Source organism: Microbacterium sp. YJN-G, assembly GCF_015040615.1.
Taxonomy (GTDB): Bacteria; Actinomycetota; Actinomycetes; order Actinomycetales; family Microbacteriaceae; genus Microbacterium.
This window is the reverse complement of record NZ_CP060402.1, coordinates 3,378,133-3,402,220: the sequence shown is the minus strand read 5'-3', so window position 1 is coordinate 3,402,220 and position 24,088 is coordinate 3,378,133. Positions and strand designations below refer to the sequence as shown.

At 69.5% G+C, this 24,088-nt stretch carries 21 protein-coding genes; 12 read left to right on the top strand and 9 right to left on the bottom strand.

The window, feature by feature from the left end; translation table 11 throughout:
* Nucleotides 1–4 precede the first annotated feature (4 nt).
* From H7694_RS16385 to H7694_RS16350, 8 genes are read left to right on the top strand one after another with little or no spacing between them, the layout of a single operon-like run.
* Entirely contained in the window at nt 5–907 is a 903-nt protein-coding gene (locus H7694_RS16385; RefSeq protein ID WP_193597489.1) for a DUF58 domain-containing protein, read from the top strand.
* Complete coding sequence (locus H7694_RS16380; protein ID WP_193597488.1) at nt 894–1,382, top strand: hypothetical protein; 489 nt, start codon at nt 894–896, stop codon at nt 1,380–1,382. The genes H7694_RS16385 and H7694_RS16380 overlap by 14 nt, the downstream gene beginning before the upstream one ends.
* The gene (locus tag H7694_RS16375; RefSeq protein WP_227468190.1) at nt 1,373–2,359 is read left to right on the top strand and encodes a vWA domain-containing protein; all 987 of its coding nucleotides are present in this window, start codon (nt 1,373–1,375) and stop codon (nt 2,357–2,359) included. Before H7694_RS16380 ends, H7694_RS16375 begins: the two co-directional genes overlap by 10 nt.
* Complete coding sequence (locus H7694_RS16370; RefSeq protein WP_193597487.1) at nt 2,356–3,576, top strand: VWA domain-containing protein; 1,221 nt, start codon at nt 2,356–2,358, stop codon at nt 3,574–3,576. Before H7694_RS16375 ends, H7694_RS16370 begins: the two co-directional genes overlap by 4 nt.
* Nucleotides 3,573–4,349 (top strand): hypothetical protein, encoded by a 777-nt coding sequence (locus H7694_RS16365; RefSeq protein ID WP_193597486.1) that lies wholly within the window; start codon nt 3,573–3,575, stop codon nt 4,347–4,349. Before H7694_RS16370 ends, H7694_RS16365 begins: the two co-directional genes overlap by 4 nt.
* On the top strand, nt 4,343–5,452 hold the full coding sequence (locus H7694_RS16360) for a hypothetical protein (protein WP_193597485.1): 1,110 nt from the start codon (nt 4,343–4,345) through the stop codon (nt 5,450–5,452). Before H7694_RS16365 ends, H7694_RS16360 begins: the two co-directional genes overlap by 7 nt.
* A 26-nt stretch (nt 5,453–5,478) precedes the next feature.
* Entirely contained in the window at nt 5,479–6,591 is a 1,113-nt protein-coding gene (locus H7694_RS16355) for a hypothetical protein (protein ID WP_193597484.1), read from the top strand.
* The gene (locus H7694_RS16350; RefSeq protein ID WP_227468189.1) at nt 6,581–7,417 is read left to right on the top strand and encodes a hypothetical protein; all 837 of its coding nucleotides are present in this window, start codon (nt 6,581–6,583) and stop codon (nt 7,415–7,417) included. Before H7694_RS16355 ends, H7694_RS16350 begins: the two co-directional genes overlap by 11 nt.
* A 12-nt stretch (nt 7,418–7,429) precedes the next feature.
* Here the strand turns inward: H7694_RS16350 and H7694_RS16345 are convergent, their stop codons facing one another.
* Nucleotides 7,430–8,965, bottom strand: a complete 1,536-nt coding sequence (locus tag H7694_RS16345) for an FAD-dependent oxidoreductase (RefSeq protein ID WP_193597482.1) — start codon at nt 8,963–8,965, stop codon at nt 7,430–7,432.
* A gap of 161 nt (nt 8,966–9,126) precedes the next feature.
* On the opposite strand from H7694_RS16345, the gene H7694_RS16340 reads away from it, so the two are divergent.
* Nucleotides 9,127–10,086 (top strand): N-acetylglucosamine kinase, encoded by a 960-nt coding sequence (locus H7694_RS16340; protein ID WP_193597481.1) that lies wholly within the window; start codon nt 9,127–9,129, stop codon nt 10,084–10,086.
* A 300-nt stretch (nt 10,087–10,386) separates the two neighbouring features.
* Here the strand turns inward: H7694_RS16340 and H7694_RS16335 are convergent, their stop codons facing one another.
* Nucleotides 10,387–11,094, bottom strand: coding sequence for a ZIP family metal transporter (locus tag H7694_RS16335; RefSeq protein WP_193597480.1), 708 nt, complete (start codon nt 11,092–11,094; stop codon nt 10,387–10,389).
* Between the two features lie 66 nt (nt 11,095–11,160).
* On the opposite strand from H7694_RS16335, the gene argG reads away from it, so the two are divergent.
* The 3 genes from argG to H7694_RS16320 all read left to right on the top strand — a co-directional run bounded on the left by argG (nt 11,161) and on the right by H7694_RS16320 (nt 16,417).
* Complete coding sequence (argG, locus tag H7694_RS16330) at nt 11,161–12,606, top strand: argininosuccinate synthase (RefSeq protein ID WP_193597479.1); 1,446 nt, start codon at nt 11,161–11,163, stop codon at nt 12,604–12,606.
* Between the two features lie 362 nt (nt 12,607–12,968).
* Nucleotides 12,969–15,605, top strand: coding sequence for a penicillin acylase family protein (locus H7694_RS16325; protein WP_193597478.1), 2,637 nt, complete (start codon nt 12,969–12,971; stop codon nt 15,603–15,605).
* Nucleotides 15,606–15,655: 50 nt separating this feature from the next.
* Entirely contained in the window at nt 15,656–16,417 is a 762-nt protein-coding gene (locus H7694_RS16320; RefSeq protein ID WP_193597477.1) for an alpha/beta fold hydrolase, read from the top strand.
* Nucleotides 16,418–16,431: 14 nt separating this feature from the next.
* Here the strand turns inward: H7694_RS16320 and mnhG are convergent, their stop codons facing one another.
* The 7 genes from mnhG to H7694_RS16285 all read right to left on the bottom strand — a co-directional run bounded on the left by mnhG (nt 16,432) and on the right by H7694_RS16285 (nt 24,042).
* Nucleotides 16,432–16,830, bottom strand: coding sequence for a monovalent cation/H(+) antiporter subunit G (mnhG, locus tag H7694_RS16315; RefSeq protein ID WP_193597476.1), 399 nt, complete (start codon nt 16,828–16,830; stop codon nt 16,432–16,434).
* Nucleotides 16,827–17,096 (bottom strand): monovalent cation/H+ antiporter complex subunit F, encoded by a 270-nt coding sequence (locus tag H7694_RS16310; RefSeq protein ID WP_193597475.1) that lies wholly within the window; start codon nt 17,094–17,096, stop codon nt 16,827–16,829. The genes mnhG and H7694_RS16310 overlap by 4 nt, the downstream gene beginning before the upstream one ends.
* Entirely contained in the window at nt 17,093–17,695 is a 603-nt protein-coding gene (locus H7694_RS16305) for a Na+/H+ antiporter subunit E (protein ID WP_193597474.1), read from the bottom strand. The genes H7694_RS16310 and H7694_RS16305 overlap by 4 nt, the downstream gene beginning before the upstream one ends.
* Entirely contained in the window at nt 17,692–19,248 is a 1,557-nt protein-coding gene (locus H7694_RS16300; protein WP_193597473.1) for a Na+/H+ antiporter subunit D, read from the bottom strand. Before H7694_RS16300 ends, H7694_RS16305 begins: the two co-directional genes overlap by 4 nt.
* Nucleotides 19,245–19,883 (bottom strand): Na(+)/H(+) antiporter subunit C, encoded by a 639-nt coding sequence (locus tag H7694_RS16295; protein ID WP_193597472.1) that lies wholly within the window; start codon nt 19,881–19,883, stop codon nt 19,245–19,247. The genes H7694_RS16300 and H7694_RS16295 overlap by 4 nt, the downstream gene beginning before the upstream one ends.
* The gene (locus H7694_RS16290) at nt 19,883–22,828 is read right to left on the bottom strand and encodes a Na+/H+ antiporter subunit A (protein ID WP_193597471.1); all 2,946 of its coding nucleotides are present in this window, start codon (nt 22,826–22,828) and stop codon (nt 19,883–19,885) included. The genes H7694_RS16295 and H7694_RS16290 overlap by 1 nt, the downstream gene beginning before the upstream one ends.
* A 140-nt stretch (nt 22,829–22,968) precedes the next feature.
* Nucleotides 22,969–24,042, bottom strand: coding sequence for a LacI family DNA-binding transcriptional regulator (locus H7694_RS16285; RefSeq protein ID WP_193597470.1), 1,074 nt, complete (start codon nt 24,040–24,042; stop codon nt 22,969–22,971).
* Between the last annotated feature and the right edge of the window lie 46 nt (nt 24,043–24,088).

Genomic DNA, 24,088 nt, shown 5'->3' with positions numbered 1-24,088 from the left:
CTTCATGACCACCTTGATCACCCAGGTGAAGAGCAAGCTCTTCATCCGCTCGTCGCAGAAGTCGATGCACGCGCTGGACGGCGCGTACGCCTCGCTGCTGCGCGGTCGCAGCCTCGACTTCGAGGACCTGCGGCCGTACGAGTACGGAGATCAGGTGCGCGACATCGACTGGCGGGCGACGGCACGGCACGGCGAGCCGCTCATCAAGCGCACCAAGGCCACACGCCGCCACACCGTGCTGTTCCTGGTTGATTCCGGACGAGGCATGAAAGCCCTGGCCGAGGATGAGCTGCCCAAGCGCGACCTCGTCGTGTTGCTGACGGGCGCCCTCGGATTCCTCACCGTGCGGCACGGCGACGACTTCACCGTCGTGCACGGGGATGCCACGGGCGTGCGCCGCCTCGCCCCCGGCGGCACCGAGGGAGCGCTGGAGCATTCGCTGCGCACGATCAGCCGGGCGATCGACGACACCGCCGCCCCCAGCGACCGCGACGCGCTGCTGCGCTTCGCGGCGCGCACCATCGCGCACCGCTGCATCGTCGTGATCATCACCGACGAGGCCCCGCTGACCGCCGACACCGACCGGCTGCTGCGCCGGCTGCGGGTGCAGCACGACGTGCTGTGGCTCACGGTGCGCGACGCCGAGCCGGTGCTGCCCGCGGGCCTCCCGGCCGCGACGGGGGCGCGACGGCGCCGGGACGCCGACAGCGGCTGGCGCATCCCCGAGTTCGTGCACGGGGATGCCGAGGTGATGGCCGAGCTCGCCGCCCAGGAGGCCGCCGATACGGCGCACCGCGATGCGGTGCTGCGCCGGCACGAGATCACGCACGCCGAGTTCGGCGGTCAGGATGCCGCGGTGCCGGTGCTGCTGACCATGCTGAACAGGAGGTCGCATGCTCGCATCTGACGACCTCTACCCGCCCGCGCAGTACGGCTGGGGGTGGATTCTGCTGGCCATCGGCATCCTGCTGCTGCTGGGTCTGGCCGCCTGGCTGCTGATCGTGCTCACCCGGCCGCGGCGCAGCATCACGCTGGCCGGAGCTCCGCTACTCACCCCGCCGACGGCGGAGGTGCTCGCCCAGCTGCGCACCGAGTACCTCGGCGTGGTTCAGGGCATCGAGGATTCATACCGTTCGGGGAATATGGATCCGAAGCGGGCGAATCTCGAGCTCAGCCGGGCCGTGCGCGGCTTCGTGAACGAGTACTCCGGTCTCGAGGCGCCCGTGCTCGCTCTCGACGATCTCGTCGCCCGTGGCGTGGATCCCGCACTCATCGACGCGATCCGCCGGCATTACTATCCGAGCATCTTCCAGCGCGGGCCCGCGATCGACCCCGTCTACGGCGCCGAGGCCGCCCGCAAGGTGGTGAGCACGTGGCACTGAACACCTGGTGGATCGTGCTGGTCGCCGTCGGCGTGCTCGTGGTGGCCGTGCTCATCGGCATCCTGCTCGGGCTGCGGGGCCGCCGGCGGGCCGACGCCGACCCCTCGGCACTGGTCTCGCGCGCCGAGCGGCTGCGCGGGCTGCCCTCGTTCCGCACCGCCGTGCGCCGGCGGATCGGCCTGCTCGCCGGTGTGCTCGCCGTCGGCGCGGTGGCGGTGCTGCTCACGGGCGTCGTCGCCGCCCGGCCGATGTCGGCCAAGACGATCCAGCCGATCAACACGAGTCGCGACATCATGCTGTGCCTGGACGTGTCGGGCTCGATGTCCGATGTCGACGTCGAGGTGCTCACGGTGTTCGAGGAGCTGCTGGAGGGCTTCGAGGGCGAGCGGATCGGGTTGACGATCTTCAACAGCTCGCCCGTGCAGGTCTTTCCCCTCACCGACGACTACCCGTTCGTCCGCGAGCAGCTCAAGAGCATCCGCACCAGCTTCGATTACGTCGACGACACCCCCGAGCACTGGGTGGGCACGCTCAACGGGCCGGGCGCCTCGCTGATCGGCGACGGCCTGGCCGCCTGCACCATGCGCTTCGACCATCTCGACGACGACCGCAGCCGCTCCGTGATCCTCGCCACCGACAACGAGCTCGCCGGCGCCTCGATCCTCACCGTCGAAGAGGCGGCGCAGTTCGCCCAGTCGCGCGGCGTGCGGGTGTTCGCGCTCAACCCGGTGCAGGGCAAGGATCCGCAGGTCAGCGCCGAGCTTGCCGATGCCGCCCGGCTCACCGGCGGCCAGTCGTACCCGCTGCGCGACACGACGACCGTGGCCGACATCATCACCGAGATCCAGAAGCAGGAGGCGACGGCGCTGAAAGGTCAGGCTCAGGTGATCCGCGTCGACACTCCGAATCTCGCGATCGCCCTCACGCTCGTGTCGATCCTCGGGTTCCTCCTGCTGCTGTGGCGGGTGAGATTGTGATCCTCCAGCCCGTCCTCCACCCCGTCCTGCTGGTGCTGCTGTGCGCGGCGCCCGCCGTGCTCGTGGTCCGCGAGCTGGTGCGCCGCGGGCCGGCATCCCCCGGGCGCCCGATCTGGGCGCTGCGGCTGGGCATGCTCGTGGTCGTCTTCGCGATGCTGCTGCGCCCCGGCATCCCCGGTGGCACCTCGCAGACCCTCGCCACCGACACCGACATCGTGATCGTCGCCGACACGACCGCGAGCATCATCGCCGAGGACTGGGACGGCGACCGCCCGCGCATGACCGGTGTACGCGCCGACGTGCAGGCGATTGTCGACGAGTACCCGGGTGCGCGGTTCTCGCTGATCAGCTTCGACGCGGCGGCGCAGCAGCGCCTGCCGCTGACCACGGATGCCACGGCCCTGATGTCTTCGCTGGACGTGATGCTCCCCGAGATCACCGACCAGTCCCGCGGTTCGTCGATCAGCATCGCGAACCGGATGCTGACCGAGGTGCTCGCCGCCGCCGCGAAGGCGTCGCCCGAGCGCAGCCGGATGGTCTTCTACCTGGGTGACGGCGAGCAGACCGCATCGCAGGAGCCGGAGTCGTTCGCGAGCAGCGCGAAGTACGTCGACGGCGGAGCGGTGCTCGGCTACGGAACGGCCGAGGGCGGGCCGATGAAGCGGACGACCGGCCGCCCTTCGACAGGCTCAGGGACCCAGGACGGTGCGGGCGGCGACTACATCGAGTACCAGGGCGAGCGCGCTCTGTCGGTGATCGACGAGGACAACCTGCAGCGGATCTCGGAGCAGCTGGGGGTCGAGTACCAGCACCGCACCGCGGATGCCGCGATCGAGCTGCCCGATGCGCCCACGAGCACAACCGACTACGCGTCGTCTGGCGAGGTGGGCAATGTGATCGAGCTGTACTGGACCGCCGCGCTCGTGCTGCTGGCGATGGTCGCCGTCGAGCTCACCCGCGCGACCATGCTCGTCACCCGCCTCCGCGGCCTCACCAGCCAAGCGCCCGCCCAAGCCCGGGTCCCTGAGGCTCTCGAAAGGCCCCAGGTCCAGCAAGGTGTCCGACCTGAACAGGGGCCACGCGCCCCGGAGGCTCCGGGCGGCGCGGAGCGACGGCTGGAGTGGGGCGTGGGGATCGAAGGGCCCCAGGCCCCAGCGTCGCCGGGTGCTTCGAGAGCCTCAGCAACCCAGCGGCGCCACGACGGAGGCGCCTCATGACCTCCCACCCGACCCAGGCCGATGCCGCGGCGGCGCTGCTGGCCGCGAACCGGCGGCGCCGCAGCATCCGTCGGTGGATCGCGATCGGCACCCTGCCGCTGACGCTCGCCGCCCTGCTGCTGGTCGGCAAGCTGCTCAGCATGTACGCCTTCGCGCACCAGTCGGTCAGCGCTTTCGTCGTCGGCGGCTACGCCGAGTCGGAGTCCGCCGCCCGCGGTCAGGACGTCGCGAACTGGTTCGAGCCCTTCAAGGCCCCGTACAACATCGGCACGGCGCTGGCCGGTGCCGAGCAGCTGCCCGAGGCGCGCGTCGAGCTCGAGCGGGCGCTGCCGCTCGCGCAGGGACTCGACATCTGCTTCGTGCGGATCAACCTCTCGCTCGTGATGGAGCGTCAGGGCGACGCCGCACAGGCCGATGGGGATGCCGCCGCGGCGCAGTTCTACGGCGAGGCGCTGCAGGTCACGGTCGAGACGCCCGAGGAGTGCAACAGCGATCAGGCGCAGGAGCAGTCCCCCGACCCGAACCGCGACATGAGCGACTCGCTGGAGCAGAACCAGCAGCGCCAGCAGGAGAAGCAGCAGCAGAGCCAGCAGAATGCCGAGCGCGGCGAGCAGCCGCAGCAGCCCGAGCAGCAGGAACAGGGCGAGCAGGAGCAACCCTCGCAGAGCGACCTCGACGAGATCGAGGACCGCCTGAACCAGGGCGCGCGCGACCGCGAGAATCAGCTCGACGACGGTGAGGGCGACGGGGGCGGAACGGACAGGCCATGGTAGACCGGCAGCGCTCCCGCTACGTCGGCGGCGCCGAGGGCGCACCTCCGCTGCCCCCGCCCGGCGGGTATCCCGGTGCGCGGCGGGCATCCGCGGGTCTCGATGCCGCGGCCGGCCTGGCCACGGCATCCGGCGACGTGACCTACACCGCGGAACCGGCGCAGAAGCGGTCGGTGAACACGCTGGGCCTGGTCGCCATCTCGGCGACGGTGCTGTTCGTGCTGACCCTGCTGCTGATGATGGGGGCGGGAGGGACGGATGCGCTGTACGGGGCGTCGATGCTCGTCATCCAGCTCGTCGTCGTCGGCGTGATCGTCGCCGCGCTCGTCACCCCGCGGGGACGGATGCTGGGCGCGATCGCGCTGGCCGTCACGCTCGTGTTCAACGTCGCCACGGTCGGGGCGATGGGCGCGCTGCGCTCGGCCGCCACGCACGCCTACGACGGCACGAAGTCCGAGCAGCAGAAGCACGAGGAGGGGTACCCGGGCGCCAAGGGCACGGCCGATCACGATGTGCTCAACGGCCCTTCGCTGGAGGATGTGCAGGCCGAGGGCGACCAGCTCATGGCCGAGGTGCGCGACCGGTTGAGCGCCCGCTTCGGGTACACCTGGGTGCAATCAGGCACGGTCGACATCAGCCCCGAGCGCAACGGCTACGGCGGCGAGTCGATGCTCAAGCGGTACATGTCGACGGCCTGGACCACCCGCGAGCCGGTGAACGACAACGACCGCAAGCGCGAGATCATCGAGGTGATCGACGAGGTTCTCATCGAACGCGGCATGTGGGAGCTGTATCCGCTGAACACCAGCGCCTCGGGCATCTCGCGCGAGATGGTCGCCAAGCTCTACGGCTCGGCCGATCCCGAGCGCCAGCACACCTGGGAGTACTACACCGACACCTATCCCGAGCCGCTGCGCTTCTACGTGAACGCGTACGACCTGTCGAAGGACCCGACCGGCGACTTCCGCCTGCAGCGGGAGGCCGTCAGCGCGCAGACCGGTGAACCGCTGGAGGGCGTGCAGCTGGCGATCTACGCCCGCCACGTGCTGCCCGAGTCCGACCGCGCCGCCTACGAAGAGAAGCTGAAGGACTACCCGGGGTTCTGAACGGTTTTCTCCTTATCCAGGATTAGATGGGTTGTTTCGAGAAAATGGTCTTGTTTCCTGATATGGTGAAAACCATGTCTCAGGGAAAGAACCTGCCGACGGCGATCGTAAGAAACGTCATCCCGAGCCACCTGCACACGGAGTCGACTGCGGGCGGTGGCATCGTGATCGACGGCGGTCAGTCAACCGTCCTTCGCCCGGTGTGGGCGGGCGAAGGCTTTCCCGCAGACGTCATCCGCGTACTCGATTCGCTGGGCAGCATGCACGTCGAGCAGTCGACGATCCCCGTCATCACCGCACGCAGGATGAGCCCGGGGGCGATCCGGCTGCTGAACGAGCATGAGCTTGCGTGGGCCGATGCCGATGGGCAGGCGGAGATCACCACTCCGGACGGCCTGCACATCTATCGCCTCAAGCCAAAGCGCCTGCTTGACCGAACAACGAGCCTCTCCTGGTCGCGCAGTTCTCAGGCTGTGGCCGAGTACGTGCTGTCACGCCGCGCGATGCCACCGGTGGGTGACATGCCCGGCTGGAACGGCGTCGACCGACTCGGCCAGGTCGCAGAAGCCACCGGCATCTCACCGGGGCAGGTCGCGAAGGTGCTCGCCTCCTTCGACGAGGAAGGCTATACAGCCAAGTTCGGTCCGGAGAGAGGCCCGACCTCAGCACGCGAGCTACGCGAGCCCGGGCGCCTGCTCAGCGATTGGGCAGGCCATTTCGCCAGGGCGCCGCGCAAGGACCGACGCTCGGAACTCCACACTCTCTCGCGGGACCCTCGCAGGTGGGTCGATCTCGTCGGATCACAACTCGCTTCGATTCGGTGGGTGGCGTCCGGATGGGTGGCGGCCGATGCCGTAGCCCCCTTCTCCACCAGCATCCCTGACCTCCTGATCTACGTGCAGGACGACGACTTCGAGAACGCTCGTGCAGCATTGACATCGCATGACGACATCTCGGAGGTCGACCGTGGAGCACGGATCCACTTGCACTCCGCGCCATCTCACGTCCTCGCCATGCGCGGCATCGCACCCGGCCTCCCCGTGGCATCCTCGGTGCGCATCTACGCGGATCTCGTGCGCGAGGGCGGACGCGGGGCCGATGCCGCCGAGCATCTCCGGGGGGTTTCCATTGGCTTCTGAAGAACGCAGCCGTCTCGCACGCGCCCGCGCGGAGGAAGCGCTGATCCGGTTCGCGCTGCTCGCCGGCGAACACGCGACGGAATTCATCGTCATCGGAGGGCTGAACCCGGACTTCCTCGCACCAGCCGCACCGCACCCTCATCTCGGCACGACGGACGTCGACCTTCTCTTCGAACTCGGGGTCTTCTACGACCGTGACGACCTCGACTTCGGGTGGCTCGAACGTGCGCTCGACGACGGCGGCTTTCGCACCGACTCGAATGGCTGGCAATGGACGGGTGTGCTCGGGGACGCACACGTGCGACTCGACCTCGTCTGCGACGTATACGACAGCCCGGGTCTGCCCATCGAGCTCCCCGGAGCGGCTCGAGCTGCCGCAAAGAACATGCGCGGCCCTGCGGCTGTGGCGAACGCCCCCGTAGTGCGGGAACTCCGGGTACCCGATGCACTGCATTCGGAAGTCCCGGAGGCACCAGCGCAGATACTGCTCCGATTCGCCAGCCTTGGGGGATACCTCATCGCCAAGTCCGCAGCGTTGCTGAGCCGCGGACTGCAGAAGGATGCGTACGACCTCGCGTTCGTGATGATGTACTCGCCTGATGGGCCGAGTGCGGCCGCTGCAGCCGTCACTTCTGTTCCCTCGTCACCGCAACAGCATGCTTTCCTTCCTCACGTGCGGTCGGCGGTCGAGCGCCTTGCAAAGCCGCAATCCGAGTGGGTGGACATCGTGGTCCGGCAACTGCTCAGAGCGGGTGACGAAGCGGATGCCGATCAACTGCGCGCTGACGTCATCACGTCGGCTCAGCTCTTTCTGAAGGCGTTGTAAACGCTCAGCAGCCTAGGATCGGTCGTCCACCGGCTCGTGCTCGTCGCCGGGCAGCTCCGGTTCGTCGATGGCCGGCAAGTCGTCGACCGCCGGCCCCTCCAGTAGCCGGCCCTCGGCGTCGAACCGCGAGCCGTGCAGCGGGCAGTCCCACGAGCGCTCCGCCGTGTTCCAGGTGACGATACCGCCCAGGTGCGTGCACACGGCGGAGAGCCGGCAGGTGGTACCGTCGACCGTGGATACCGCGGCCGGCCGGCCGTCGAGCCGGCCGACCACGCCTTCCCCCTCAGCCGGAGGCTCCTCAGGAAGCGCCCGGGTCTCGGCATCCACCCATCCGCCCGCGAGGTTTCCGGCGACCTCGGCGTTCGCCGCGACGCCGTGGGCGATGTCCTGAGGCAGGGTGACGCGGTGGTGCAGGGTCTTCGCCCACGGGATGCTGCCGTCGAGCACGTCGGCCGCGATGCTCAGTGCGGCAGCGACCGCGTTCGTCATGCCCCACTTGTTGTAGCCGGTGGCCAGTGCGACGCGGTGGCCGGTGCGCGGCATCCACCCGACGAACGGGACGAGGTTCATCGACTGGTAGTCCTGCGCCGACCAGGCGTGCGTGCGCACGGCGCCGGGGAAGTGCTGCTGCGTCCACTGCTCGAGGTCGTCGACGAGTGCCTGGGTGTCGTCCTCGCGGCCGACGGTGTGGCCGTTGCCGCCGACGATCAGCAGCTCCTCGTCGCCGACCGGCGCGCTGCGCAGCGAGCGCCCGGGCGAGTCGATCGAGATGTACATGCCCTGCGGCGGCGTGCCGCTCGCGAGCCGGTACGCCTGGGCATACGAGCGCGACGGCTTCACCTTGGCGAAGTAGAGACCGCGGTCGAGGATCGGGATGCCGGTGGCGAGCACCACGACGCCGGCGTGCACCTCGCCGAGCGAGGTCGTGACCAGGCTCGGCTCGCCGGTGTCGACGTCCTTGACGCGGGCGCCCTCGATGATGACGCCGCGGTGCTCGCGGATGTCGGCGGCGAGCGCGCGCAGCACGTCGAGCGGATCGAACTGCGCCTGGTCGCGCAGCAGCAGAGCGCCGTGGGTCGGGAACGGCAGGCCGACGTCGTCGACCCGCTCCACTTCGAGGTCCGCCTCGCGGTACGCCTCGTACTCGTCGTCCAGCTTCGAGACGCCCTCGGGCGTACCGGCGTAGGTGAACGCGTCGCGGCGCTGCACGTCCACGCCGTGCTCGGCGAGGTAACGCAGCATCCACTGCTGGCCCTCGGTGTTGCCCTCGACGTAGGCCTTCAGCACCCGGCTCGACCCGCGGGAGAGGATGCCCGAGAGCACACTGCACTGCAGCAGGCTCAGTTTCGCGGTGGTGTTGCCCGTGGTGACCGCCCCGATCGAGCGCGCCTCGAGGACGGCGACGGTGTGCCCGGCCCGAGCCAGCAGCAGGGCGGTGGTGAGCCCGGTCAGGCCCGCGCCGGCGACGACGACGTCGTAGCGGGCGCCCGGTTCGAACGGGTCGGAGGGGATGCGCTCGCGCTGCGCGTCGAGCCAGAGGGAGGTCACGATGCGACTCCTCACAATCGGGGGCGTGGTCGACCAGTACACCGCAGCCCGCCGGGATCGCACGGGGCCTTGACTTCGGTCATCGGGGGCCACTCGCGGTGGCCTACGCTTGCTTCTGGCCGTCCACCCGATCGCGGCCGCACGTGAACGAGGGGATCCCCATGTCAGAGGCTCCGACCGCCGGCTCCGCCACCGCGAGCGCACCCGAACTGCTCGCGATCGACGCCGGTCAGACCGGCATCAAGACCCGGCTGCGCCGCGCCGACGGATCCACTCACGACGAGCTCTTCGCCGGAGTGCTCACCGACCGTCCGCTGCTCGGTCAGCTGACCGCTGTGGTCGAGCAGGTCGTGCAGGGTGCGGGCGCGGCACCGAAGACGGTGACCTTCGGTGTGTCCGGCCTCACGGATGCTCAGGCCGAGGCGGTGGCGCTGCTGCGCCACTCGGCCCTCGACGGCGTCGAGCGCGTCGTCGTCACGCACGACTCGGTCACTTCTTTCCTCGGCGTGCTGGGCGACCAGTACGGCGCGGTCGTCGCGGCCGGCACCGGTGTGGTGACCCTCGGCGTGGGCCCGGAGCACTCCGCGCGCGTCGACGGCTGGGGTTACATCATGGGCGACGCCGGCAGCGGCTACTGGATCGGGCGCGCGGCGCTGGATGCCGTGATGCGGGCCTTCGACGGGCGCGGCCCCGCGACCGCTCTGACCGCGGTCATGCAGGAGCGCTGGCCGAACCTCGAGACCGCGTACACGCTGCTGCAGGCCTCGCACGATCGCGTTCGCACCGTGGCATCGTTCGCCGCGCCCACCGCCGCGCTGGCGGATGCCGGCGACGAGGTGGCCGTGCAGATCTGCACCCAGGCGGCGCGCGAGCTGGCCCTCGCGGCCACCGCCGCACTGCGGGTGACGGATGCACCGGCGGATGCCGCAGTCGGCGCCGTCGGCGGCGTGTTCGGGTCCGAGCTCATCCGCACCGCGTTCATCGACGCCGTGCGTGCCGAGCGGCCCGAGGCACGCTGCGTGCCGCCGATCGGCTCGGGCATCGAGGGCGCGGTCAGCCTCGTGGACCTCGGACCGCAGCATCCACTGGCCGAGCGCTTCGCCGACCTGCACCGCGCCTGACGCTGGGTTGCTGAGCCCGCAGAGCTGGGTTGCTGAGGCCGTAGAGCTGGGTTGCTGAGGCCGTAGAGCTGGGTTGCTGAGCCTGTCGAAGCATCCCCACGCCCCAGTCGGACACCTGTGACCGGCCCTTCGACAGGCTCAGGGACCCAACGGGAACACGACGTCTGAGAACACTGGGTTGCTGAGGCTCTCGAAGCATCCTCACGCCCCCTGCCCAAGTCGGACACCTGTGACCGGCCCTTCGACAGGCTCAGGGACCCAACGGGGGACACGGCCGTCGACAGGGTCGGGGTCCGGCGGTCAGGCGGCGAGGGCGAGACCGGCGGCGACGGCGAAGCCGAGCACGGTGGCGAGCCCGGTGGACTCCTCAGCCTTCGATTGCGCCTCGGGCACCATCGAGTCGACCAGCATGACCAGCAGTCCGCCGGCTGCGACCCCGTTCGCCGCGGCGCGGAACTCGGGGCCCACGGCATCCGTGATCGCGAACCCCGCGACCGTCGCGAGGGCGCAGAGCGCCGCGACGCCCGCCCAAAGCAGCACGACGCGGCCGCGCCGCATCCCGTCCTCGAGCAGATCGGATGCCGAGCCGATCGACTCCGGCAGGTTCGAGACGAGAATCGCGACGACGAGAGCGACGCCGATCCCCTCACCCGAGGCGAGTCCGATCCCGAGGACGAGCTGCTCCGGGATGCCGTCGAGCAGCGCACCGACCGCGAGCGACGCTCCTCCCGCCGATCCGCCCTTCTTCGCCCGCCTGGCATCGAGGATGCGGGCGGCGACGTAGTACGCGATCGCGCCGACCGCGACGCCGGTCACCAGCGGCACGGGGCCCGCGAGGCGCAGGCCCTCCTCCCACAGTTCGAAGGCGATGGATGCCATCAGCGCGCCCGCTCCGAAGCCGAGCACGATGCCCAGCCATTTCGGCGGCCAGCGGCGCACCAGCGCCAGCACCGCGCCGACGAGCAGCGGCGATGCGGCCACGACACCCCACAGCACGGCTTCGCCCATGGGCACACCGTATCCGCCTCCGCCATCGGGCAAGGCGACACGCCGCGCGCCGATAGACTGGAGCCCATGTCCAAGGTGCTCCAGTCCCTCCCCGTCGGCGAAAAGGTCGGCATCGCTTTCTCCGGTGGCCTCGACACCTCCGTCGCCGTCGCCTGGATGCGTGAGAAGGGTGCGATCCCCTTCACCTACACCGGCGACCTGGGCCAGTACGACGAGGACGACATCGCCTCGATCCCCGGCCGTGCCCTGGAGTACGGCGCCGAGGCGTCGCGCCTGGTCGACGCGAAGACCGCGCTGGTCGAAGAGGGCTTCGTGGCCCTCTCGTGCGGTGCGTTCCACATCCGCTCCGGCGGCAAGACCTACTTCAACACCACTCCCCTGGGCCGCGCGGTCACCGGCACCCTGCTCGTGCGCGCCATGAAGGAGGACGGCGTCGACATCTGGGGCGACGGCTCCACCTACAAGGGCAACGACATCGAGCGGTTCTACCGCTACGGTCTGCTCGCCAACCCGCGCCTGCGCATCTACAAGCCCTGGCTCGATGCCGACTTCGTCACCGAGCTGGGCGGACGCCAGGAGATGAGCGAATGGCTCGTCGAGCGCGGCTTCCCGTACCGCGACTCGGCCGAGAAGGCGTACTCGACGGACGCAAACATCTGGGGCGCCACGCACGAGGCGAAGACGCTCGAGCACCTGAATGTCTCGCTCGAGACGGTCGACCCGATCATGGGCGTGAAGTACTGGGACGAGTCGGTCTCGATCCCCACCGAAGACATCTCGATCACCTTCGAGAGCGGCCGCCCCGTCGCCATCAACGGCGTCGAGTTCTCCGACCCGGTGGCACTGGTGATGGAGGCGAACACCATCGGCGGACGCCACGGCCTGGGCATGAGCGACCAGATCGAGAACCGCATCATCGAGGCCAAGTCGCGCGGCATCTACGAGGCCCCGGGCATGGCGCTGCTGTTCATCGCCTACGAGCGCCTGGTCAACGGCATCCTCAACGAGGACACCCTCGCCACCTACCACGAGCAGGGTCGGCGCCTGGGCCGCCTGATGTACGAGGGCCGCTGGCTCGAGCCGCAGTCGCTCATGCTTCGCGAGTCGATCCAGCGCTGGGTGGGCCTGACCATCTCGGGCACCGTGACCATCCGCCTGCGCCGCGGAGACGACTGGACCATCCTCGACACCGTCTCGCCGAACCTGTCGTACGGCCCCGAGAAGCTGTCGATGGAGCGGGTCGGCGACGCCGCCTTCGGCCCGGTCGACCGCATCGGCCAGCTCACCATGCGCAACCTCGACATCGCCGACTCGCGCTCGCGCCTGGAGCAGTACGCGGGCCTCGGCCTGGTCGGCGGGGCGACCGGCGAGCTGGTCGGCCGCGTTACGGCCGGCGAGGCGAACGAGATCACCGAGCTCGTCGAGGGTTCGGTCTCCGAGCCCGACGCCGAACTGACGGATGCCGTCGACGCGGCATCCGAGGGCGCCGCGTTCGACTCCGGCACCGACTGACACCGGGCACCCGGGTCCCTGGATCCCTGAGCTTCTGCTGGATCCCTGAGCTTCTGCTGGGTCCCTGAGGCTCTCGAAGGGCCCAGTCCCAGCGGGGTGCCGGCATGGGGTGCTTCGACAGGCTCAGCAACCCAATCCGGCGCAACTGCTTCCGATGCTGGGTCCCTGAGGCTCTCGAAGGGCCCAGTCCCAGCGGGGTGCCGGAATGGGATGCTTCGACAGGCTCAGCAACCCAATCGACAGGCTCGGCAACCCATGCCGTCACGCGGCGTGCGGGGTAGTATTCGAGGGCGCGTTACCCGAGACGCGCACCCGGACTCCGTGACACGGAGTCCCACGTCTACCCCGAGAGGCTCGTGCTGATGACGTCAGAGGCCCCCGTCGAACCCCGCCGCCCGCTCGGCAGGATCGGTCGCGCCGCCTTCGTGCTGCTCGCCATCGTCCTCGTCGTCGCCGTCGGCGTCGCGTTCTTCCTCACCTGGACGATCCAGCGCTCCTTCCCACAGACGTCCGGAGAGCTGACCGTCAAGGGACTCGAGCAGCCGGTGACGGTGCAGCGCGACGACCGCGGCATCCCGACCGTGACGGCCTCGTCGACCGACGACCTGTTCTTCGCTCAGGGGTTCGTGCACGCGCAGGATCGCTTCTTCGAGATGGACTTCCGCCGGCACGTGACCTCGGGCCGGGTCGCCGAGATGTTCGGCGAGTCTCAGGTCGGAACCGACAAGTTCCTGCGCACCCTGGGCTGGCGCACGGTCGCCGAACAGGAGGTCGAGAACCTCGACGAGACGACCCTCGGCTATTACGAGGCGTACTCCGCCGGCGTCAACGCCTACCTCGACTCCCGCTCGGGCACCGACCTCTCGCTGGAGTATGCCGTGCTCGGCATACAGAACCCCGACTACGCCCCCGAGCCGTGGGAGCCCGCCGATTCCGTCGCATGGCTGAAGGCGATGGCCTGGGACCTCCGCACCAACATCGAGGACGAGACCGACCGCGCCCTGCTCGCCGCCCGCCTCACCGAGTCGGGCCAGACGGATGCCGATGCCCAGCAGCTCATCGAGCGGGTGTACCCGGACTACCCGTTCGAGCAGAACCCCGTCATCGTCCCGAAGATCTCCACCGTCGCACCCCTCGAAGAGGGTGTGCAGCCGGCCGCGTTCACCGGCGCCGCGCAGCCCGAGGTCGCCGACGCGCTCACCACCGTCGAGTGGCAGGAGGCCGACAGCGTCATCGAGGCGGCGAGCATGCTGCTCGGCGGAGCCGGTGAGGGCATCGGATCGAACTCGTGGGTCGTCTCGGGCGACCTGACTGAGAGCGGCAAGCCGCTGCTCGCCAACGACCCGCACCTCGGCGCCGCGCTGCCCTCGGTCTGGTACCAGATGCAGCTCAAGTGCGAGGCGGTGGGCCCGGCCTGCCCGTTCGACGTCGGCGGCTTCTCGTTCTCCGGCCTGCCCGGCATCATCATCGGTCACAACGCCGACATGGCGTGGGGGTTCACCAACCTCACCACCGACGTCGCCGACCTGTACATCGAGAAGGTCGAGGGCGACGAGTACTGGCGCGACGGCGCCCTGCAGCCGCTCGAGGTCGAGCAGGACGTCATCAAGGTGGCGGGCGGCGAGGATGTGCCGCTGACGATCCGCCGCACCGTGCACGGGCCGATCATCTCGGGCCTCACCGCGGACTTCACCGCGATCGCAGAGCATCCGATCGCCGCTGCCGGCGACGACGTCGTCGCCCTGCAGGACGCACCCGAGGTCCCCAGCGGCGAGTTCGCGGTCAGCCTGCGGTGGACGGCGCTCGACGCGGGCACCACGGCGAGCGCGATCTTCGCACTCGACACGGCGAAGGACTTCACGGACTTCCGCCGTGCGGCATCCCTCTTCGACGTGCCCGCGCAGAACCTCATCTACGCCGACCGCGAGGGCAACATCGGCTACCAGGCGCCCGGCCGGCTGCCCATCCGCGGCGCCGGGGACGGCTGGGTGCCGCAGCCCGGCTGGGACAGCTCATTCGACTGGACGGGGTTCATCCCGTTCGAGGAGCTGCCCGTCGCGTTCAACCCGCCGCAGGGCTACATCGTCACGGCGAACAACGCGATCGTCGACGAGGCGTACCCGCACTTCCTCTCCAGCGACTGGGACTACGGCTACCGCGCGGCGCGCATCGACAACCTCATCCAGCGTCGGGCCGCGGCGGGTCCGCTGAACGCGCAGGATCTGCGGGACATCCAGATGGACGACGAGATGTGGGTCGGCAAGCAGCTCGCGGTCGCGATGGACGACATCGACGTGACCGGCAAGGGCCCCAAGGCCGCCGTCGATCTGCTGCGCACCTGGGATGCCCAGAACAGCGCCGACTCCGCCGCCGCGGCCTATGCGAACGTGCTCTGGTCGAACCTCGTGCGCAACGTCTTCACCGAGCGCGAGGTGCCACTGCCCGTCGGCGATCAGGGACGCCTGTTCACCGTCGTCGGGGCGATGCTCGACGATCCGTCCGACCCGCTGTGGACCAATGACGAGCTTGATGTGTCGAGCAGGAATGAGATGCTCGCCCTCTCGGCCACGCAGGCGTACGACGAACTCGCCGGCCTGCAGGGCGAGGACGTGAAGCGGTGGAACTGGGGTTCGCTGCACGCCCTGCCGCTGGTGCACTCGACGCTCGGCGAGTCGGGGATCGCCCCGATCGAGATGCTCTTCAACCGTGGTCCGTATCCGGTGGGCGGCGGCGCGTCGGTGGTGAACGCCACCGGCTGGCTGCTGGGCGAGTCGTACGCGACCACCACGGTGCCCTCGATGCGGATGGTGGTCGATCTGGACGATCTCGACGCATCGACGTGGAACAACCTGACCGGCGCGAGCGGGCACGCCTTCCACCCGCACTACACCGATCAGACCGGCGACTGGTCGCAGGGCGTCCAGCAGCCGTGGGCGTTCACGAAGAAGGCAGTGACGGATGCCGCTGTCGACACCCTCGTGCTGACGCCCGCGGACTGACACCCGAGGACTGACACCGGCGAGCAACCGCGCCCCGGTACCGTTGTGGGATGCCGGAACGCCTGCTCGCTCCCGAGGGGAGCCGTGTCGATCTCGGAGAGTTCGCGCACGGCGGCGCGACGCTGGTCTACGAGGACTTCGGCTCGGGTGCGCGACCGATCGTGCTGCTGCACGGCATCGGCATGGGTCGCAGCGTGTACATCTCGCTCATCGAGCGTCTGAGCGGCCGGATCATCGGCATCGACCTGCCCGGGTTCGGCGAAGCTCCGGAGCCGCGGCGCACGCTGACCATGGAACGGCATGCAGACCTGGTCGCGGCGTTCTTGCGCGATCGCGGGATATCGGATGCCGTCGTGCTCGGCCATTCGATGGGCACCCAGATCGCCGCTGAGATCGGCGCGCGGCATCCTGGCCTCGTCTCGGGGCTCATCTTCGCCGGCCCCACGGTGAACAGCGCCGCTCGCAACGTCCGCGCCCAGCTCACCTATCTGCTGCTCGACATCCTCGGTGAGCGCCCCCTGGTGTGGTTGCGCGGGGCGCGCGAGTATCTGCGGGGCGGCCCGCACCTGCTGCGGAAGATGCGGGCGACGATCGTGCACGAGCCCGAGAAGGCGTACCCGCTGATCCGGGTGCCGGTGCTGGTGCTGCGCGGTCAGCACGATCCCCTCGCACCGATGACCTGGTGCCACGAGATCGTCGACGCCGTGCCGGATGCCCGGTTCGAGGAGATCCCCGACCACGGTCACGGCACGCTGATCAGCGACCCGTGGGCCGCGGCCGAGGAGATCCGCGACTTCATCGCCTCGCTGTGACCCGGTGGACGACCTCAGCCGGCTGCGGGCGGGGTCCGCTTCGACTCGGCGTACTCATCCGCGACGAGGTCGCGCTGCTGGACGGTGCCGTTGCGGTAGGCCTGCCTGCCCACCATGTGCGCCGACAGCGGGGCCGTGGCGAACTGCAGCAGGATGACCGGGATCACGATCAGCGCCCCGAGCAGCATCGCGCCGATCGTGCGCTGCGCGACGGCGATGGCCAGGCAGATCAGCACGACACCCAGCACCTGCGGCTTGGTCGCCGCGTGCAGGCGGCTGGGCACGTCGCGGAAGTGCAGCAGGCCGACCGCCGCCGACAGGCACAGCAGCGCTCCCAGCAGCACGAGGACGAGCACGATGGTGTCGGCCACCGGCTGCGGCAGCTCGATCTCGAGGAAGGGCGTCCCGTTCATGTCGTCGTGTTGTCCCTTCGGGCGACGTAGCGGGCGATGGAGATCGAGCCGAAGACGCCGACGGCGGCGATGATGAGCATCACCGGGATGTTGCGCATGTGCCCGTTGATCGCCATGTCGGCGCCCAGCACGCACATCACCTCAGTGAGCAGCACGTCGGCGGCGACGGTGCGGTCGAGGATCGACGGCCCGCGGATGATGTGGATCACGCACAGGATCGCCGCGGCGCCGAACACCACCATGATCGCGATGAGCAGAGGATTCACCGGCGGCCTCCCCTCTCGGCGTGCGGCGATGAACCCGCCGCAGCCGCCGCCTCGTCGGCGCGCAGCGCCCGGTACTGCTCCGGCGTTCCGACCGCGCGGACGATGCGGCGCTCCCAGCGCAGCACCTCTGCGCGGAAGTCATCGACGTCGGCGCGGTTGCGCAGGTCGATCACGTGCAGGTACAGGATGCGGCGGTCGCGGTCGCTCTCCACCACGAGCGATCCGGGGATGAGCGAGGCGGTCACCGCCACGTGGGTGGTGACGATGTCGTCGGCGTACCGCAGCGGGATCTCGACGATCGCCGCGCCGGGCTGCCGGCGGAAGTCGAACACCCGGATCGCCACGCTGACGGCACCCATCACCACCGCCCCGAGGAACAGCACGATGAACACGGCGGTGTACCAGAGGTTGATGCGGCCGATCAGTTCGACGGTGGGCAGACGGAACACGCGGGTCACGAAGACGGCGACGAGGATGCCGGTGACGAGTGCGAGCGGTGTGAACTGATGCCACAGGAGCATCCAGATCAGCACCAGCCAGATCATGAACGGCAGTTGCAGCAGGATGTCGCGCACCAGCGGGCGCTTCTCGGGGCTCATCCCTCCACCCCCTCGTCGATCTGCTCGAGGGTGACCGGCTGCAGCAGTCCGATGCCGATCCGGTCGCACAGTGCGTACAGCGGGCCTGCGAAGAGCGTCAGGGCCACCGTGACAGTGACCATGCCGCCGGTGGCGACGGTCATGATCGCCGGGATGCGGCGGGTCTCCTGCTGCTCATCCGCCGCGGGGGCGTTGCCGAGGTAGCCGACACGGGCGTCGATCTCGGCGAGGTCATCGCCCTCGCGCCAGAAGGCGAGGTTCCACGCGCGCATCAGCGCATACAGCGTGAGCAGGGAGGTGAGGATGCCGCCGAAGATCAGCACGATCATCAGCGGCGTGCCGACGGCGGCTGCGGCTTCGAACAGGGCGATCTTGCCGATGAAGCCCGAGAACGGCGGCAGGCCGCCCAGGTTGATGGCCGGAACGAAGTACAGCACGGCCAGCAGCGGCGCCGCCTTCATCAGGCCGCTCACCCGCAGGATCGACGTGCTGCCGGCCTTGCGTTCGATGAGCCCGACCGCGAGGAACAGGGTGGTCTGCACAACGATGTGATGCACGATGTAGTACACCGTGGCGCCGATGGCCTGCTCGGTCGCGATCGCGAGACCGAAGATCATGTACCCCACGTGGCTGACCAGCGTGAACGAGAGGATCCGCTTCAGCTCGGCCTGCGCGACGGCACCGAGCACGCCGATGACCATGGTCGCCAGCGCCACGACCAGCAGCAGGGTGTCGATGCTGTTCTCCGCGAACAGCTGCGTCTCGGTGCGGATCAGCGCGTACACGCCGACCTTGGTCAGCAGGCCGGCGAACACGGCGGTGACCGGTGCCGGCGCCGTCGGGTACGAGTCGGGCAGCCAGAACGAGACCGGGAAGATCGCCGCCTTGATGCCGAAGGCGACCACGAGCATGAGGTGCAGCACGAGCTGCGTCTCCTGCGGCAACTGGGCCACCCGCTCGGCGATCTGTGCCATGTTCACGGTGCCGACCGCGCCGTAGACCATGGCGATCGCCGCGAGGAAGAGGATCGACGACACGAGCGAGACGACGATGTAGACGGCGCCGGTGCGGATGCGCGACTCGGTGCTGCCGAGGGTGATGAGCACGTACGAGGCGACCAGCAGGATCTCGAAGCCGACGTAGAGGTTGAACAGGTCACCGGCGATGAACGCGTCGAAGATGCCGGCGGCGAGGATGAGGTAGGTCGGGTTGAAGATCGAGATCGGCGTCTCCTCGACGCCGTCGGCGGCACCCTGACCGATCGAGAACAGCAGCACTGCGAGCAGCACGATGCTCGAGACGAGCACGAGCAGCGCGGCGAAGCGGTCGACGTAGAGCACGATCCCGAACGGCACCGGCCACCCGCCGACCGAGACCGCGAACGGCACTCCCCCTGTATCGACGCCGTACAGCAGCACGGCGGCGATGATCGAGACGGCGATGAGCGTGCCGGTGGTGACGACCACCTGAAGGCGCGGGTTGCGGCCGAAGACGAGCGTGACCGCGGCGCCGAGCAGCGGCAGCATGACGATGAGGGGCACGAGCGCGTTCATGTGCGGTCCTCCCCTCGTCCGTCATCCTGCTGTTCCGCCTCGGCCCCTGGTCCTTCCACCTGGGTCCCTGGTCCTTCCACCTGAGTCCGTGAGGCTCTCGAAGGGCCCCTGCCCTCCGCATCCTCCGCATCCGTACCCCACGCCATGTCCATCGGCGCATCGTCGTGGATGGCGGGGTGGTCGCGCATGTGCAGCACGGTGATCGGCGCGGTGGTGACGCCGACGAAGTCGGTGGTCGCCGACTCCTCCTCGGGCGTCGCCTCGTCGAGCATCTCCTCTTCGGTCTCGGCCCGTTCGCGCATGGCGATGTCGTCGACGTCGTCCTCGACGGTGTCGGCCTGGCCGAGCTGCCAGGAGCGGTAGATCAGCGCGAGCAGGAACGCCGAGACGGCAAAGGTGATCACGATGGCGGTGAGCGTGAGCGCCTGCGGCAGCGGATCGCTGACCGCGCCCTCCTCGCCGTAGAACGGGGCCTTGCCCGGTACGCCCATGACGATGAGCAGCAGCAGGTTCGTGGCGTTGCCCAGCAGCAGAAAGCCGATCAGCACGCGGGTCAGGCTGCGCTCCATCATGGCGTACACGCCGCAGGCGAACAGCACGGCCATCACGATGATCAGGGTGAGCGAGACGTCCATCAGACGCGCACCCCCCTGTGTCGCATCTCGGTCGCCTGGCGGTCGACCTCGGCCCCGAGGCTGCGCAGCACGTCGAGCACGAGGCCGATGACCGTGAGGTAGACGCCGACGTCGAAGACGGTCGACGAGACGAACTCGAGGTGCCCGAGGATCGGCACGTCGGCGGTCCAGACAGTGCTCTGCAGCGGTGCCATCCCGAAGAACAGCGGCAGCAGGGCCGCGCCGACGGCGAGCACCAGACCGTAGCCGAGCAGCCGGCCGGCATCCGTCGGTGCCGCGGCGCCGAGCTCCCACCGGCCACCCGCGATGTAGCGCATGACCAGGGCCATTCCGGCGACCAGACCGCCGGCGAAGCCGCCGCCCGGCCCGTTGTGGCCGGCGAAGAGCAGGTAGATCGACACGACGATGATGGTGTGGAACAGCACCCGGACGATGACCTCGAGCAGGATCGACCGGTTCTCGGCCTTCACCTGGGTGCCGCTGACCAGCCACGCGCGCGGGGCGCCGCGGTTCTCGGCGGTCTGGAAGCGCGGACCCTCTTCGGTCTCGACGAGCGGACGACGCGCCGTCGAACGCCGCTTGGTCTCGGGCAGATCGCGGGTCGCCGAGAGCAGGTCGGCGCGGTGTGTCACGAAGACGAGGGATGCCACGCCGGTGGCGGCGAGCACGAGCACGCTGAGCTCGCCCATCGTGTCCCAGCCACGCAGGTCGACGAGGGCGACGTTGACGACGTTCTTGCCGTGGCCGAGCTCGTAGGCCAGCTGCGGGAAGTCGAGCGAGATCGGGTCGAAGATGCGCGCCTGGGTCGCGATGATGGCGACGCACGCGACGGTGATGCCGACCCCGATGGCCAGCAGAGCCCGCGGGACGCGGCCGACGGAGGCGTTGTGCTCGCCCATCCGCGACGGCAGCCGGCGCAGCACCAGGGCGAAGGTCACCAGGGTCACGGTCTCGACGAGGATCTGCGTGAGGGCGAGATCGGGTGCACCGCTGGTGGCGAAGAGCACCACCATGCCCAGACCCGTCACCGACACGAGCACGACCCCGGTGTACCGCTTGCGGGCGCGCACGGCGACGACTCCCGCGATCGCCATGACCGGGGCGACGACGAGCTGCACCGGGGTGTGCCAGGCCGACAGTGCCAGCCTGTCGGGCACCGCACCGACCAGCGCGGTCGCCTCGGCGGCGAGCAGCACCACGAAGATGGTGCCGACATACAGCGGCAGCGAACCGCGCTGCGTGAAGCTCGTGGTCAGCACCGAGAGGCGGTCGACACTGCGCATGGTGAGGAAGTACGCGTCGGCACCGGTGAACGGCAGCAGACGCGGGCGGCGATCCCATCCGGTGCGGATGCTGAGCAGGAAGACGCCGAGCCCGAGCGCTATCGCGCCCAGCGAGAGGAACAATGCCGGCTCCAGACCGTGCCAGAGCGCGAGGTGCCCGGCACCGGGCTGCACGCCCTGACCGGTCAGCGGGTCGACCGGCGCCACGGAGACCGCGTAGCCCTGCAGCATCACATCCAGGGCGGGGGCGCCGATGCCGGCGGCGATGCTCAGGCCGGCGAGGATGATCGGTGCGGACAGGAATCCGACCGGCGGATCGGGCCATGCCGTTTCGGGCCTATTCGCGCCGCCGGACTTCTTCCGCCAGAACGCGCCCCACAGGAAGCGGCATCCGTACGCCGCTGTGAGAACAGCGCCGAGGGTGACGCCGACGAGGGCGATCCAGCCCCAGACCGAGCCGTGCTGAGCGTCCTCGAGCAGGGCGGTGAGGGTCGACTCCTTGGCGACGTAGCCGATCGTGGGTGCGAGGCCGATCATCGACCCGACGGCGATGAACGCCGCCGTCGCCATCACCGGCGCCTGGCGTCCGACGCCGGACAGTTCGGTGATGTCACGCGTGGAGAGCTGGCGGTCGATGACGCCGACGATCAGGAACAGGGCGGATTTGAACAGCGCGTGCCCGATGACCAGCGCGAGACCGGCGAGCGCCGCAGCGGGCGTGCCGTAGCCGATGACCACCGAGAAGAACCCGAGCTGGCTGACCGTGCCGAACGCGAGGATGCGCTTGAGGTCGGTCTCGCGCAGCGCCTGGATGCCGCCGATCAGCATGGTGAGCACGCCGAGCCCGATGACGATGGGGCGCCAGGTCGGCGACAGGGCGAAGACCGGCGCGAAGCGCGCCATCAGGTAGATGCCCGCCTTCACCATCGCCGCGGCATGCAGGTAGGCGCTGACCGGGGTGGGCGCGGCCATGGCGCCCGGGAGCCAGAAGTGGAACGGGAACAGAGCCGACTTGGACACGGCTCCCACGAGCAGCATCACGATCGCGGCATCGACCATCGGTCCGCTGGGTGCCAGTTCGAGCAGTTCACGGATGCTGGCGGTGCCTGCGTCGACGGCCAGCAGGATCATGCCGACGAACATCACCAGTCCGCCGAGTGTGGTCACCAGCAGCGCCTGCAGGGCCGCACGACGGCTGGCCGCACGGTGACCATAATGCCCGATGAGCAGGTAGGAGAGGATGCTGGTGAGCTCCCAGAACATCACGAGCATGATCACGTCGTCGGTGAGGACCAGGCCGTACATCGCCCCGGCGAAGCCGAGCAGAACGCCGGCGAACTGGCCGACCTCACCTCCGCTGTCGTGGAAGTACCAGCGGCAGTACAGCAGCACGAGCGCGCCGACGCCGGTGACGATGAGCGCGAGCACCCAGCCGAGTACGTCCATGCGCATCGAGAGATGCAGGCCGAGCTGCGGGATCCACTCGTAGTCCTGGAACGGAGTCGTCTGCGGATCGAGCACCTCGGGGGTGCGCATCAGCGTGTGGATGAATGCCGCCGCGGGAACGAGAGCCCCGAGCACGAACGCCTGCGGTCCCAGCCAGCGAACCAGAGCGGGGAGAAGAACCGACCCGACCAGGAACACGGCGAGGAGCAACAGCATCCGCGGCTCCTCAGCTCGTCGGGGCCTTCCGGCACGGGCGGGCGATCTCCACCCATTCTAACGGCGCGTCATCGGTGCGCCGGTGCGGAGATCGCTCCGCTGTCCTGACGGATGGTTGTCGGATGCCGCGGAAGGGATGCTCAGACCGGCGGCGGAGCCGCCGTCTCACCCTCCCGGTAGGTGCAGGTGAAGTGCACGGACTCCCCCGCCTCGCCGTCCAGCATCCGCCGCACCTGCTCCCCCGCGGCGCGACCCTTGGCGACCGCCGGCTGCGCGACGGTCGTGAGCTTGAGCGACCCGAGTCCGTCGGCGGCGATGCCGTCGAAGCCGACAACGGTCAGGTCTTCGGGAACCCGCAGCCCCAGCTCTTCGGCTGCGCGGATCACACCCGCCGCGAGCAGGTCGCTCTGGGCGACGATCGCTGTCGGGCGGTCGTCACGCAACGCCCCGCCGGCATCCGTCAGCAGCGCCCGTGCGGCGATCATGCCCTCGTCCACGAGGCTCGCGGCCGCGGTGACCCCGGGGCTTTCAGGGAACGACTCCCGGAAGCCCGCGAGCCGGTCGAGGGTGACGTCCACCGTCGCCGCCGACACCCGCTCTGCGGTGAGGGGGCCACGCTCGCGCGCGGCATCCAGTGGAAGCGTCACCGTCGCCGCACGCCTATGCCCCAATTGGAATACGCGGCGCGTGACCTTGGCGCTCGCCTCGCGGTTGTCGAGGGTGATCTGCGGAACGCCCTCCCCCGCGTCACCCTCGATGACCACGACGGGAAGGCCCCGCTGGCGCACGGCATCCAGTGCCTGCTCGGCCCGGGCCGAGCATCCGATCAGCACCACGGCGTCGACCGGCGCCTCGGCGATGGGCGGGATCTCCTCGCCGTGCGGGTCGTCGCGCATCAGCAGCAGTCCGGCGCCGGCCGGATCGAGGGCTTCGGCGAGCCCGTCCATCATCGCCGTGGTGACCGGGTCGAGGAAGGCGTAGCGCAGCTCCCCCGACAGCACGACGCCGACGATGCCGCTGCGTCCGCGCCGCAGCGAGGCGGCACGCGGGTCGGGTCCGGCGTAACCGAGTTCAGCGGCGGCCTCGAGCACTCGGGCGCGGGTGGCGTCGGCGACGTTCACCTTGCCGCTGAAGACGACCGAGGCCGTCGACGTCGAGACCCCGGCCGCGCGGGCCACGTCGGCGATCGTCGCACGGCGCGCGCTGCTGGTCATGTTCCGAGGATAACCCGATCCCGTGCACCGAGATCGAATCGATTCG